The organism is Streptomyces sp. NPDC058872 (assembly GCF_042743065.1).
Lineage (GTDB): Bacteria > Actinomycetota > Actinomycetes > Streptomycetales > Streptomycetaceae > Streptomyces.
In genome coordinates this window covers 103,300-115,945 of record NZ_JBHYMK010000022.1, presented here as the reverse complement: position 1 = coordinate 115,945, position 12,646 = coordinate 103,300, and the positions used below count along the sequence as shown (strand labels likewise).

Sequence of the window (12,646 nt, the reverse complement as noted above, 5' to 3'; positions counted from 1 at the left end):
CCCCTGTACAGCCGATCTCACGATACGAAGGTCCCCGCCGGCGCCGGCGGGGACCTTCGTATCGTGAGATCGGCTGCTCGCGCTACGCCACCGCGCCTCCAAGAATCCTCAGCGAGTACTTGCGGTACGCCCGGTGCAGAACCATCACCACGGGCCCCGAGGCGAACACCCCGCTGACGACATACTCTTTTTTGTTACCGGTCGCGGCGACCCTCTTCTCATACAGGGAGTCGGTCTCCTTCTTCGCCTGCCGGAGCCACGAGGACGCCTTGCCGTGGTCGACTCCCGCCACGTCCAATCCCGTGCAGGCGGCCAGGAATTCCAGGCCGTCGGAACTATCCGAGTCGGTTCTGCACACAAGTGACGACATGTCCTCGTGATCGGCGTATCCGGCGGAGAGCGTCTCCCCGCTTTCACTGCGCCCGTTGACATACGTCTGCTTCTTCCCGTCGGGCATCTCCTGCTCGACGGGCTTGTCCAGCTTCAGTTTCCAGTCCTTCGAAAGCCTGGCGAGGAATTCCTTCCCTGTGTATCCGGTGGCCATCGTGTCGACCACACCGAATTCGGGCCGCTTGTCACTGGACACCGCGTGCTTGGGCAGATCAGCAACGCTCGGAACGGTCCGCGTCGTGGTGGACGGCTCAGGGAGAGGCGCCGTGTACTTAGGACGCTCGCTCGCCTCCGGGGCCGGGCTGTTCCCGCTGCAGGAGGTGGCTCCGACTGTGCCGATGACGACGGTCATCAGCACAGTGGAAACACGGATGGCGGCGCGGATCACACACCACCGTCCACGAGACTGCACGGACCGGGGTCAGCGTAGTTGTACGGCACGAAGGCGATCGCGTCGAACACCACGTTGTCGTCTCCGGTGGCACCCTTCTGGATGTTATCCATCTCGATCCGGCCGCCCTTCCAGAAGGTGAAGGTGCCCATCTCAAACCAGGTCTCCTTGCCCGCACTGCGGGATCCCTGGTTCACGTTGCAGTAGTCGGGCTTCGCGCCCACCGTGTTGTCGCCCGGGTAGAAGTCGTACCGGACGACCGCTTCCGCGGCGTGACTGGGCAGGTGAAGGTAGATCTTATAGCGATTGCCGAACTGGTCCCCGGAGGGCAGCAGGTGCTGGTTGACCTGCCACCGGCCGGTGACCTTGTGGAAGGACTGGTCGTAGTCGTAGCTGTGCGTGAAGTACAGGTGGTGGTCGTACCCGGCACCGAGCTGGTGGACGTCGATCGGGGCGATGTACGGCGTTGCTCGGTAAGTGGCATCGGCCCGCTGGATGGTGACGTTGTCACCGGCCTGCAGGGTGAACTTGCCGTCGAAGCCACCCTCGAAGTCCCCGCAGCCGTAGGTGTCCTCGTGCTCTCCGAGGTCATCGACGATGATGGCGTTCGAGTAGGCGCTCGGGTGGTCGATGCACGGGCCGTGGTCGTACTTGCTCTGGAGCGCGGGTTCCGCCGAGCCGAGCTCGTAGCTCAGCTTCTCGGTGCTGGAGTTTCCGGTGCTCTGCGGGCCCATCCAGTTCACGCTGGCACCCCAGCGGCACTGTGCGTCCCACGTCGGGCACGGGTCGGCCGCGGCGGGGTCGCAGGCGTTGACGGACGGTGAGCAGAACAAGGACTTCGGGGGCATCTTGATGATGCCGAGCGGCATGGTCGCCTCGGAGTACGACTCCGCACCGTTCCAGGTCATCTGTGGTACTTCCGCCCAGCCGAGGATCTTCTCCGGGTAGTTCCAGTTGCCGGGCTTGGAGGCGTCGTCGTAGCTGTAGCGCAGGAACGGCTGCCGGTCGGCGGGGTACTGGGGGTTGGTCGGGTTGTTGAAGTACCCCAGGCCGACGGTTCCGTTGGTGTAGACGCCGGAGTTGTAGCCCCACAGCGCCGTGTACCAGTTCTCGATGTAGACCGGGTTGCCGTCGTTGGCATGCATACCCAAGGCCTTGAGCTGGTTCCACTTCTCGGCCAGGATGCCCAGACCTGCGGCGATGTTCGCCGCATAGTCCGTGGTGACGGCGCCTGCACGCAGGGGATCGAGCTGCGTGTCGTGCTCCTCGGACATACCCGTCGTGACCTGGGCAATGCCGTAACCGCAGTCGGCCTTGCTCCGGTCGGGGTAGTAGTGGATGCCGTTCAGGTTTCCGAACCAGTCGGACCTGGTCACGTTGCCCGAGTCACCATACATGGAGTGCCAGGACGCCTGCTTGAAGTTGGACTCCTGGGCGAGGATGCCCAGCATGACCTGCGCAGGAATCTCGCCGCCGCCGGTCAGCGCCGGCTTGGGGAACAGACCCTGCGGGGTGTAGGAAGTGAGGCCGGTGTCGTGCCAGTTCTGCGGACGTGTGACGGTCAGCCGCCCGTGAACGGCCTGGTCGACCGCCCACTCGACCATGTTCGCGCTGGCCTGGAGCGCCTGGCGCTTGGGGTCGTTGCGCTTGACGATGCAGGGGCTCTCCATGAAGGCGATCTTGCCCTGAATGTGCGCGCCGGATCCGGATAGGCACATTGATTCCGGGTTGCCCTCACCGCAGGTGCTCGGTTCTTCGTCGTCGGGCGGGACCACGGTGAACGCGGACAGGCCCATCGACAGCGAGGACTTCGACTTCGGCCGCTTGCGGTCGGCGTCCACGACCTTGGTAGCCTTCGCACCGGTCCTGACCGCGGTGGCCTTGACCGTCAGCGATCCGACGCCCTCGGTCGAGGCCGAACCGATGCCCGCGACGATGCCCTTCATCTGCTCAGAGAACACCGAGTTGGTCACCAGGTGCCCCTGCCGGGAGATCCCGATCACGCGGCCGTCCACCGCGTGCTTGGAGAGCCCCGGAACCTTGTCCGTGTCGATCCCCTTCACTTCACCGACGACCGCGGCGCCGCCGGCCACGGGAAGGAGCTTGACCTTCCCCTTCGGGGCCCGACCCAGTTCGGTGAAGCCCTTGCCGTCGAAGTGGGAGATGACGCTGCTCTCGCCGTCGACCGTGCCGACGTTCACGCTGCCGTGCTGAGAGGCGGTCAGCGCGAACATCGGGCCGGGCATCGCGGCGAGCTTGCGGGCGGACAGCTTCTTGCCGTCGCCCTTCAAGTCGACGAGGTTGCCGCCGAGCACGCCGACGGTGCCGTCCTGCGTGGGTGTGACGTGCGTCAGGTGACCGCCGAGCTTGCGGCGGGAGGACACTGTTCCCGTGGTCGCGTCGACCGATATCACCGTCGTCGAGCCGACGGACGTGTCGGTGGCCGAGCTGCTGGTGAACGCCACTTCGTCGCCCGTTCCGCAGCCCGGTGTGAAGTACGCCAACTGCACCCGGTCGGGAACCTCGGTGACCTTGCCGTCGGAGAGGCGGATCACCGCGGCGAACGCGCCGTTGTGGTACGCGCCAGGCTTGTTCGACCAGGCCGACGGGGCGTAGACCGCTGCCGCGTAATTCCCCGACCCCGTCGTGCAGACGTAGCCTGTCCAGGGGCCGACGTCGGACAGGTCCTTGCGGTTGAGGCGGGCGATCTCGTAGAAGGAGAATCCGTCGCTCTCCCGCGCGGCGAGGATGTGTAATCCCTCGGCGTCGCCGGTGGCCTCCACGATCGCGTCCGAAGAGGAGGCGTAGCCGACCCCCAGGTCCTTGGCGGGCGCGTCGAACAGGCGGGCAGACGTGGCGTCCGCGGCGGCGGGGGCCACCGTGGACTCCGCGGTGGCCATCGGAACGAAGACGGCGGAGGCGGCCACCACGCTCATCGCCAGCAGCGGGTTCATCGCGAAGTATCTTCCGAGACGTGTCTTTTTCATGATCATCCTCACAGCCAATCCGTGCAACGACCGTGCTCGACCGGGAGGCTCAGGTCGATCGGCTTGTCTCCGGTGGTGTTGGGGTCGGTGATGTAGTACTTCATCGGCGCGGGGTCGTACTGGGAATGGACGTCGTTCCAGCACGCCTTCGCCGACGTGGTCTTCCAGCTCTGCATCTTGGTGTAGGCGCCCGCCACTCCGTCAGCGAGAAGGCCCGCCGTGTCGTAGTTCTCGACGCCGCCGTCGTGATCACGCGTCGTCCACAGGGTCAGATAGACGTAGTCGGGCGACGTGTCGAGATCGCGTGAGACCTTTGCCCACACCGCTTGACACTGTGCTGACCAGACCAGCCGTATCGCGACGGAGCCGTCCGTCTCGGTCACCTGATGAAGGATCTCGGCATCGGCGTCGCACCCCATCTGAATGGGGTCCTCGCCCGAACAGCTCGACTTACGGCAGCCGACATCGGCCACCGCCGGCGAAGCCTGAACTCCCTGAAAAACTCCGGCCAGCAGCGTCAGAACAGCGGCAGCCGGCCCCCATCTACGTACGTCGTGCACACACATCACCTCAGGTATTCCTTTCTGCGTCGCGCCAAGCGCGGAATGTATGACCGCGATCGTCTCGATTGCCCAGGCGTAACCTGGGCACCAGAAGATCACTACAGCCTACGCGAACTCATAATCGAATAATGGGAGTTGAGCTACTGCCCGCCTGCGCCGACCTAGCCTCGATCTTGGAATTTCTCGGTTGAGAGCCGCCAACGAAGATAAGAGTTGACGTGTCCGCTGACCTACTCACTACCAATTTGATGAGCGTCGAAGCAGGAGTGTTTCGGGGCATGGGAAATGGGAGTGGGGTTGACCAGGGCGTTCTCGCTGCGCGTGAGCTCAGACCGCCATCACACCGCCGCTGTTGTCATGGGCGGCCCTTCCGCTCGAATCCACTCTTCTTCACATAAGAAGCCCACTTGGCGACTGCTGCTACGACGTTCGCGTCGGTGCGGGACTCCTCGAAGACCTGGGCCTCGATCTTGTTGGCCTCAAGGGACTGCGGCATGGGAACATACGACGGGCATCGCCCCGGCAGCCATCCTCCGGGAGATCCTTCCCCCGGTACTCACCTTCGGTGAGTACCGGCTACTTGCCGGTGAAGACGGCCGTCTCCGCGCCCGATGCCGGTTCCCAGTAGGGCGTCTCGGGGATCTCGCGTGGCGGGTGATAGCCGTACTTCTTAGTCTGCTCCAGATCCAAGATGCCGTAACGCCGCCCCATGGCGGTGTCGGCCTGCGCCGTCACGGACCTCGGGGGAAACCGACGGAGGCCTGAAATCAACGAAGCCATTCACGCCTCCGCCCCCAGCACCAGACGACGCTGACGCTCATCCAAATGTGGCAGGATCGTCTCGAACTTCGCTGCCAGCACGGCCCGTTGCTCCAACCCAATGCCTGCAGCACACCAACGAGCCAACGAGCAGGAAGCTACGGGTTAATGATCTGCAAACCCAAACGCAACAGCGTTGCAGTACAGGCAGCACCGATAAGTAGCGGTGCCGACGCAACCTTGACCGCGAGGTCCTGCACGAAGGTCTTGTCGGCGTGGCGCTACGAGCCGGCTCCAGCCCGTGGAGCCGTGGACCGGGCGGAGAGGATGTCGGACGGGGAGACAGCTCCCCTCAGTTTGGGGTGGAGGCGGCCACGGCCACGCAGGACTTCTCTGGCCCGTGGGCCGCGATCCGGGGCCCAGACGGGCCGGTCGACGGCAGGTCGATGGTGAAGCAGCGGGTGGCCAGAGAGTCGGACGGACCAAAGAGGGTCAGGGTCCGTTCATAGGAGCGGGAGAACTGGACGAAGAGCCGGGTGCCGTCCGCCGTGGGACGTGCCTCCACGAGGGCCCCGAAGCCGGGTGCCCCTTCAAGGGCATCCCGTATGTTCTGGTCGGTGGGCGCGCGACCGTTGCTGGCGAGGAGGTCGTCGGCAAAGCGACGGGCATCCTCCTGGGTCGCTTCGAAGGCTTCGTGCTCACGGCCGGCCTCGCGGTACCTGCCGACGGCGAACGCGGCGACGAGTGCCAAGACGGAAACGAGTAGGACCGCCCCCAGGGCCTTCACCCAGGGGGCGGTCTTTCCTTTTCGCTCTGCTCTCACGGGATCCTGTCGCTACTAGGGGAGGTTGCCCACCGCGCGGCTGAAGGTCGCGGAGTAGGCGGAAGTGCCGGTGTTGTTGGGATGATAGCTTTCACGGCTGACGCACCAGGTCCACTGGCTGGGATCGGTGGGTTTGCACGTGAAGTCACCGGGTCCCTGCCCCGCGACCACCGTCTTGTGGATACCCTCGGGGTCGTCGCAGGCTCGCCGACCCTGGAAGTCCGCGTCGGCGGACTCGAAGAAGACCGGCAGCCCCTCCGCCTTGAGCTTGTCGGCAACCGCCCGTTGCTTACCCTCCATGTAGACGGCGTTGTCGTTGATGCGGATCATGCCCGCGCCGCCAACACCGCTCACGCAGGTGAGCGAGTTCTCGTTGAAGATCTGCGGGTAGCTGAGCAGGACGATCTTCGCGTGGCCGCCCGTCTCCTTGTCGATAAGCCGCAGGACGGACTCGACCCCGGCCATGGCATTGTCGATGTCCCGGTGGACGCCCTCTTCGGCCGGGCAACCGGTCGTGGCACAGGCCTGCATGACCTGCGGGAAGCCTGCGTCGTTGCCGCCAACGGTGAGAGTCACGAGGTCGGTGTCACTGCTGAGCACACCAGACTCGACCTGGAACCTCTCGTGGAAGTTGCCATCGGTCCCCCAGACCTCGTTGCCGTTGCCATCGACGGCGTGACCCGTCTCCATCTGCCAGGAGCGCGCGCCGGAGCAGGAGACGTTCTGGAACTCCAGCTCTGAGGAGAAGTTGTCGGCAAGGGTACCGATCGATGCAGAGCGGCCTGGCAGGGTCGTCTTGCGGACCCAGGAATTGGCGCTGCGGCGGCAGGCGTTCCAGCGCGAGGCGGTGTTGACGTCGTTGTCGGACTCCTTGGCGTACGAGCCGGCTCCCTCACCGGAGGAGTAAGAGTCGCCCATCTGAACGACCTGCTGAGGCTTGCCCGGCAGCGGCTGGAATGCGACGGCGTCGAAGGCAACGTCGTCGTCCCCGGTGCCGTCCTCGGTCTCCGTGGTGAGCCGTACCCGAGGCACGCCGTTCATCTGGAACGAGCCGAGGGATATCCAGCCGTTGGCCCGGCGCTTCTGGTTGACGTACCGGTGGCGGGAGAACGAGCCGCTGCCGGTGTCGATGTCGTAGCGAGCCTGCTGGGTGTGCGCGCCGTGGTCGGGCAGGTGCACGAGGACGCGCATCCAGTCGGTGCGGGGCTGGTTCAGGGTCCAGGTACCGGTGAAGTTGAGGCGGGTGCCCTTGGCGTCGTTATCTCGGGTGTGGCCGAAGTAGAAGTGGCCGCCGAAGCCCGCGCCCAGCTGATGCAGGTCAATTTTTCCTGGGTAGACCGTCGAGGCGGTCTTGTCGTGGGCGATGCCCGATTCACCCCGGAAGTCAGCGGTGAAGGTGCCGGAGTTGGTCCACTTGCTGTTGGTACAGGCCGGTCGGACGGATGGGGTGCCGCTGGGGACGTCGTCGACGATGAGCGCACCGGAGGGCAGGTCACTGCGGGAGCAGTTGGGCGGATACGCGGTGCCGTCGGCCTGCTCGGTGTCGTAGTTCGGCGAGGTGAAGCGGAAGAGCTCGTTGCCGCAGGAATAGGAGCAGTCGCTCTTCCATTGGACGGGCAGGTGGAACCAGCACTTGTGGTCGGCACGGGTGCAGGGTCCTGCGCCCGGATCGTTGGAGGCGCCATCGGAGATTTTGGACGGCTCGCACCAGTTGTAGACGCCGCAGAAGAGGTCCTCCGGCGGCTTCACGCGGGCTCGGTTCCACTTGGTCGAGCCCTGGACGGTGGCGTCCTCGGTGGTGCCGTTCCACCAGGCGGCGCGGAACGCGGCCACCATGACGCCTGGTGACTCCAGGAAGGACGGCGGGTGCGCGGCGAAGCCGAGGACCTTCTCGGGGTACGGCCAGTGCTGCGGGCGTGCCGCCGCGGAGGCGTCCTCATTGCCGAGCCGGTCCTCCCCGTCAAGCGGAAGATCAAGGCGGTGTGCCGACAGGTCGAGGTGAACCAGCCGCTCGATGACCTGCTGCGTCGCTTGAACGTGATGCTGCGGGGCTGGTGCGGCTACTTCCGGGCAGGTGTGTCCTCCGCGGTCTTCGCCTACCTCAACTCCTATCTGTGGGAGTCGGTTTGGCGATGGCTTCGGCGCAAACACCGAAAGTCCACCTGGAAGGAGATCCGCCTCCGCTGCTGCGGCGGTGGATGGTGGCCCGCCAGCGAACGAAGGGAGCTGATCAACCTGGAGCAGGTAGGCACGACCCGCTACCGCTACCGGGGATCAGTTATCCCCTCGCCCTGGCCCGTCGCCGACGACGAGGAGCACATCGTCCCGACGGGGCTTGTGGAGAGCCCGGTGCATTGAGAGGTGCACGCCGGGTTCGGGAAGCGGCCCGGGAAAACGGACCAACCCTGCGGGCTGGCACCGCGTCCCGGGCCGACTTCACCGACCGGCCACGCACGCGCTCGTAGCGTTCATCGACGAGCACCGGGACCGCTTCGGCGGGGTCAAGCCGATCTGGAGGACGCTCACCGCACACGACTGCAAGATCGGCCCTTCCACCTACTACGCCCACAGGAAACGACTGGCCGCTCCGTCCGCCCGTACCGTGCGGGATGCGGAACTCAAGGAGCTGATCCGCCAGGTCCACACCGGCAACTACCGCGTCTACGGGGCCCGGAAGGTCTGGCGGGAGCTGAACCGGCAGGGTCACGCGGTGGCCCGCTGCACCGTCGAGCGCCTGATGCGCGAGCTGGGCATCGCCGGCGCCGTCCGTGGCAAGAAGGCCATCACCACGATCCCGTACCAGCAGGCCGAGCGGGCACCGGACCGGGTGGACCGCGACTTCGTCGCCACCGCGCCGAACCGCTGCTGGGTCGCGGATCTCACGCACGTGGCGACCTGGGCCGATGTGGTCTACGTCGCCTTCGTCGTGGGCACCTTCTCCCGCCGGATCGTCGGCTGGTCCGTCGCCACGTCGAAGGGGACCCGGCTCGTCCTGGACGCTTTGGAGATGGCGCTGTGGCAGCGCGACCGCGATGAACAACTCGACGTCCGGGGCGAGTTGATCCATCACAGCGATGCGGGCAGCCAATACACCCGTTTCAAGCTGGCCGAGCATCTGGACGCGGCCGGCATCGCGGCCTCGATCGGCTCCGTCGGCGATGCGTACGACAACGCTCTGATGGAGAGCACGATCGGCCTGTTCAAAACCGAGCTGATCAAGCCCCAGCGACCCTGGAAGACTCTCTCCCAGGTTGAGCTGGCCACCGCCGAGTGGATCGACTGGTACAACCACCGACGCCTGCACGGCGAGATAGGCCACGCCCCACCCATCGAATACGAGACCAACTACTACCTGACAACCACGAAACCCCAGGTCACAACCACAATCTGAGATCTCTACCGAACCCGGGGCGGTTCAGGATCTGACCCGGCTGGAGCTGGTCACCGAGGCGGTCCGCGCCATGCTGGAGGAGACAGCCCGCACGGCGGGGCACCTCCTGGCCGGCCTGCTCGACGAGGACTGGGGCCGCCCGGTCCGGCTGGGCAAGAACCCCACCCGCCCGAAGACGAGGATCCTGGCCGCCGGCGAGGACGCCTGCCGCCTGTTGGAACACCTCCACCGGCACGGGCCGAGCTGCCGACCCGGACCGCAGGCCGAGGCGCTGCGATGCGTTGTCGTGCAGAACTACTACCGCGACGCGGCGGGCCGTCTGCGCTGGTGCACCGCCGAGGACGGCGGGCTACCCACTTCCGCTCCCGCGGTCGTCTCGCCTTATGACGTCACGGCTCGTTACGTCCGCCACGGGCACATCATCGCCTGGAAGGGATTCGCCGCCCACCTGACCGAAACATGCGACCCCGGCAGCATCAACGTGATCACGGACGTAGCCACCACCTCGGCCGCCACCAGCGACGCCCAGGTCTTGCCCGGCCTCCACGCTCGCCTGGCACACCGCCAATTGCTGCCCGCCGAGCATCTGGTCGACGGCGGTTACACCTCCCTGATCCATCTGGAGCGGGCCGACCGCGAACACCGTGTCACCGTCAGCGGCCTGCTCACCGTCAACCCCACCCGCCAGCACCGCCAGGGTGAGGGCTTCAGCCGGGACGACTTCCACATCGACTACGAGCGTCGCCAGGTGACCTGCCCGAACGGCCAGGTCAGTGCCGGCTCGCACGGCCCCTACCCGACCTCCGAGCTCGCCGGTGCACCCCTGATCGTCGCGCGATTCCCCCAGGGCCAGTGCCAGCCGTGCTTGAACCGACCCCGCTGCACCAAAGCTTCCGCCAGGAACGTGGGCTTCCCTCCACGAGAGCTCCGCGAGCTGCAGCTCCGCGTCCGAGCCGAGCAGCAGACACTCGAGCGGAAAGCCCGCTACGCGGTCCGCTCCGGCATCGAGGGCACCGTCAACGAGTTCGCCCACGGCCACGGCATGCGCCGCTGCCGCTACCGCAGTCAGCCGAAAGCCCACCTACAGCACGTCCTCACGGCCATCGCCGTGAACATCGAACGCCTCAGCAGCCAAGCAGCAGCGGAGGAAACCCGCGCGCCGAGACTGCCGACCGCCTTCCAGACCTACCTCGACCAGCATCAGATCCCCCGGTCCAAGTCCTGGCGGGCCCTCGGAACCTGATCTCGCTCATCAAGATCACCGACAGAGTCAAGTTAGCATCAACACCGGACTCGTCGTCCCGCACCGCAAACGCCCCGGCCGAGCCCTGCGCCCGGCGAAGAAGAGGGCACGAGGAGGAAATCCCGGATCAGCGCACCCGCCCCCGGGCCTTGAGCGGGGTCGGCGGGACCTCCGGGGCGTCCAGGCGGGCACCGTCGTACCCCTTCACCTCGCCGAAGCGGTCGCCCGTCATCCAGGCCTCCCGCGCCTCGCGGATCTCCTCGTCCGTGCGGCCCACGAAGTTCCACCACATCACGATCTCCTCCTCGAAGGGCTCCCCACCGAGGAGCATCAGGCCCGCGTCCGAGACGGCGCGGAGGGGGAGCTCGGCGCGACCACAGCCCAGGTAGAGCATCGAACCGGGCAGGACGGGCACGCCGTCGACGAAGGCCTCGCCGGACATGGCGAGGACCGCGTATTCGAAGTCGGGCTCCAGGGGCAGCAGGGCCTCGGCGTCCGCGGCGAGGGCGAGGTCGGCGCCGACGAGGGGGGAGTACGCGGTGCCCGGCGAAACGGCGCCGTCGAGCGTTCCGAGGATCACCGTGGCGGCGAGACCGGCCGCGGTGACCAGGGGGAGGTCGGCATGGTGCTGGAAGTGCGGTTCGACGTGGCGGTGGGCGCCGGGAAGCGCGACCCAGAGTTGCGCTCCGTGCAGGAAGCGGGCGTGCGACCGGGGGCTCTCCTCCGAGTGGGAGATCGCGCGGCCCGAGGTCATGAGGCCCAGCTCGCGCGGGCGGATCGTCTGCAGGCTGCCGAGCGAGTCGCGGTGCAGGACTTCCCCCTCGTGGAGCCAGCTGACCGTCTGCAGCCCCATGTGGGGGTGGGGCGGGACCTGCATGCCGGGTTCGTCGGCGATGTCGTCGGGGCCGTAGTGGTCGACGAAGGCCCAGGCGCCGACCATCCGCCGGCCGAGGTTCGGGAGCAGCCTGCGGACCTCGGTCGACTCCCCGAGCCGGACGTGACGGGGGCTGAGGAGCTCCCGCACCGGCTCGGCGACGACGAAGCCCCGGCCGCCGCACACGGTCAGCGCGGCCTGACGATCAAGATTGCTCATGAGGCTCAACCCATTCTTAGTGGAATGTTCAACAGGATGGTGGTGTTGACCCGGTCGACCACCTCACAGGGTGGCAGATCAGGGGCTCCGGAAAGGCTGGGCAAGTGAGCGACACGTACTACGAGTTCGGAACGGCCGGAGAGCGCTGGGACCGGGCCCGGCTCTTCTTCGAGGCGAAGGAGTACGGAACCGCCGTCCGCATCCTCCGCGGCCTCGTCGCCGAGCACCCGGACCAGACGGCCCAACGGCTCCTCCTGGCCAGGGCCTACTACCACTCCGCCCAGCTGTCCCGCGCCGAGGGCGAGCTGCGCACGATCCTGGAGCGCGACCCGGTCGAGCACTACGCCCGGTTGATGCTCGGACGCACCCTGGAGCGCCAGGGCCGTGCCGACGAGGCCGCACCGCACCTGCGGATGGCCGCGGCCATGGCGGGCGAGGTGCCCTCCTGACGCGGCCCTGACCCTCCTCACGCAGATCTGATACCCCCGCACGGTATCTTCACGGCGGAGGTCATGACTGTGCGCACACACCGGGCGGGACGCCGTGGGCGAGCAGGGGGTGCGGTGGCGCACCTCCTGCTCGTGGCCGTGCTCGCGCTCGGGGTGTTCCTGATGCACTCCGTCGGTCACCCCGAGGGCTCGGGCGGGAACACGAGCGGCGCTTCCGCCCCTCATCACGGCACTCCCCGGATCGCTGCGGAGCACGTCTCCGCAGTACACGGCCAGGGGAGCGCCGACACCCGGCACGAGCCGGGCACGGGCACGGACCTGACCGTGCTGTGCGTGGCCGTGCTCGGCTCCTGGCTGCTGGCCGGCCTCGTCAGGGCGGCGCTCCGGCGCCGTCCCGACCGGCTCGCCCTGCTCCTCGCACGGTTCCGGCCCCCGCTCGGCCCGCACGCTCCGCCGCTCCGCCCCCTGCACCTCGCCCGCTCGTCCGTCCTGCGGATCTAGACCGTACCGCCGTCACAGGCCGCCCCCCGGCCGCCCGTACCCCCACCCGGTCAGTC

13 protein-coding genes are annotated in these 12,646 nt (G+C 67.0%); 5 read left to right on the top strand and 8 right to left on the bottom strand.

Annotated elements, in window-relative coordinates:
* Window positions 1–82 precede the first annotated feature (82 nt).
* The 7 genes from ACFW22_RS16840 to ACFW22_RS16810 all read right to left on the bottom strand — a co-directional run bounded on the left by ACFW22_RS16840 (window position 83) and on the right by ACFW22_RS16810 (window position 7,749).
* On the bottom strand, window positions 83–742 hold the full coding sequence (locus tag ACFW22_RS16840; protein WP_386404391.1) for a hypothetical protein: 660 nt from the start codon (window positions 740–742) through the stop codon (window positions 83–85).
* Between the two features lie 32 nt (window positions 743–774).
* Entirely contained in the window at window positions 775–3,768 is a 2,994-nt protein-coding gene (locus ACFW22_RS16835; RefSeq protein ID WP_386404388.1) for a hypothetical protein, read from the bottom strand.
* A gap of 8 nt (window positions 3,769–3,776) precedes the next feature.
* A complete protein-coding gene (locus ACFW22_RS16830) occupies window positions 3,777–4,328 on the bottom strand; it encodes a DUF2690 domain-containing protein (protein ID WP_386404385.1) in 552 nt (183 codons plus the stop codon).
* Window positions 4,329–4,686: 358 nt separating this feature from the next.
* Window positions 4,687–4,827 carry a hypothetical protein gene (locus ACFW22_RS16825; protein WP_386404381.1) on the bottom strand — a complete coding sequence of 47 codons (141 nt, stop codon included), beginning with the start codon at window positions 4,825–4,827 and terminating at the stop codon, window positions 4,687–4,689.
* 80 nt (window positions 4,828–4,907) lie between these two features.
* Window positions 4,908–5,066: a hypothetical protein gene (locus ACFW22_RS16820; RefSeq protein ID WP_386404378.1), complete on the bottom strand. Its 159-nt coding sequence runs from the start codon at window positions 5,064–5,066 to the stop codon at window positions 4,908–4,910.
* Between the two features lie 376 nt (window positions 5,067–5,442).
* Window positions 5,443–5,913 (bottom strand): hypothetical protein, encoded by a 471-nt coding sequence (locus ACFW22_RS16815; protein ID WP_386404375.1) that lies wholly within the window; start codon window positions 5,911–5,913, stop codon window positions 5,443–5,445.
* Window positions 5,914–5,928: 15 nt separating this feature from the next.
* On the bottom strand, window positions 5,929–7,749 hold the full coding sequence (locus tag ACFW22_RS16810; RefSeq protein ID WP_386404372.1) for a hypothetical protein: 1,821 nt from the start codon (window positions 7,747–7,749) through the stop codon (window positions 5,929–5,931).
* A 30-nt stretch (window positions 7,750–7,779) separates the two neighbouring features.
* On the opposite strand from ACFW22_RS16810, the gene ACFW22_RS16805 reads away from it, so the two are divergent.
* The 3 genes from ACFW22_RS16805 (at window position 7,780) to ACFW22_RS16795 (ending at window position 10,547) form a co-directional block, all read left to right on the top strand.
* Window positions 7,780–8,271 (top strand): group II intron maturase-specific domain-containing protein, encoded by a 492-nt coding sequence (locus ACFW22_RS16805; protein ID WP_386404369.1) that lies wholly within the window; start codon window positions 7,780–7,782, stop codon window positions 8,269–8,271.
* A complete protein-coding gene (locus tag ACFW22_RS16800; protein ID WP_386404366.1) occupies window positions 8,249–9,304 on the top strand; it encodes an IS3 family transposase in 1,056 nt (351 codons plus the stop codon). The genes ACFW22_RS16805 and ACFW22_RS16800 overlap by 23 nt, the downstream gene beginning before the upstream one ends.
* Before the next feature lie 70 nt (window positions 9,305–9,374).
* Window positions 9,375–10,547, top strand: coding sequence for a transposase (locus tag ACFW22_RS16795; RefSeq protein WP_386404363.1), 1,173 nt, complete (start codon window positions 9,375–9,377; stop codon window positions 10,545–10,547).
* Between the two features lie 127 nt (window positions 10,548–10,674).
* On the opposite strand, the gene ACFW22_RS16790 is transcribed toward ACFW22_RS16795, so the two are convergent.
* Window positions 10,675–11,640, bottom strand: a complete 966-nt coding sequence (locus tag ACFW22_RS16790; RefSeq protein WP_386404360.1) for a pirin family protein — start codon at window positions 11,638–11,640, stop codon at window positions 10,675–10,677.
* Window positions 11,641–11,744: 104 nt separating this feature from the next.
* Between ACFW22_RS16790 and ACFW22_RS16785 the strand changes: the two genes are divergently transcribed.
* Both ACFW22_RS16785 and ACFW22_RS16780 read left to right on the top strand, forming a co-directional pair.
* Window positions 11,745–12,089 (top strand): tetratricopeptide repeat protein, encoded by a 345-nt coding sequence (locus tag ACFW22_RS16785; RefSeq protein WP_386404357.1) that lies wholly within the window; start codon window positions 11,745–11,747, stop codon window positions 12,087–12,089.
* Between the two features lie 114 nt (window positions 12,090–12,203).
* A complete protein-coding gene (locus ACFW22_RS16780) occupies window positions 12,204–12,590 on the top strand; it encodes a hypothetical protein (protein ID WP_386404354.1) in 387 nt (128 codons plus the stop codon).
* Window positions 12,591–12,646: the final 56 nt, after the last annotated feature.

Excerpts from the sequence above, each read along its gene's own strand:
- ACFW22_RS16840 (WP_386404391.1), bottom strand. The coding sequence starts at position 742 with ATGACCGTCGTCATCGGCACAGTCGGAGCCACCTCCTGCAGCGGGAAC.
- ACFW22_RS16835 (WP_386404388.1), bottom strand. The coding sequence starts at position 3,768 with ATGAAAAAGACACGTCTCGGAAGATACTTCGCGATGAACCCGCTGCTG.
- ACFW22_RS16825 (WP_386404381.1), bottom strand. The coding sequence starts at position 4,827 with ATGCCGCAGTCCCTTGAGGCCAACAAGATCGAGGCCCAGGTCTTCGAG.
- ACFW22_RS16810 (WP_386404372.1), bottom strand. The coding sequence starts at position 7,749 with ATGGTGGCCGCGTTCCGCGCCGCCTGGTGGAACGGCACCACCGAGGAC.
- ACFW22_RS16795 (WP_386404363.1), top strand. The coding sequence starts at position 9,375 with ATGCTGGAGGAGACAGCCCGCACGGCGGGGCACCTCCTGGCCGGCCTG.
- ACFW22_RS16790 (WP_386404360.1), bottom strand. The coding sequence starts at position 11,640 with ATGAGCAATCTTGATCGTCAGGCCGCGCTGACCGTGTGCGGCGGCCGG.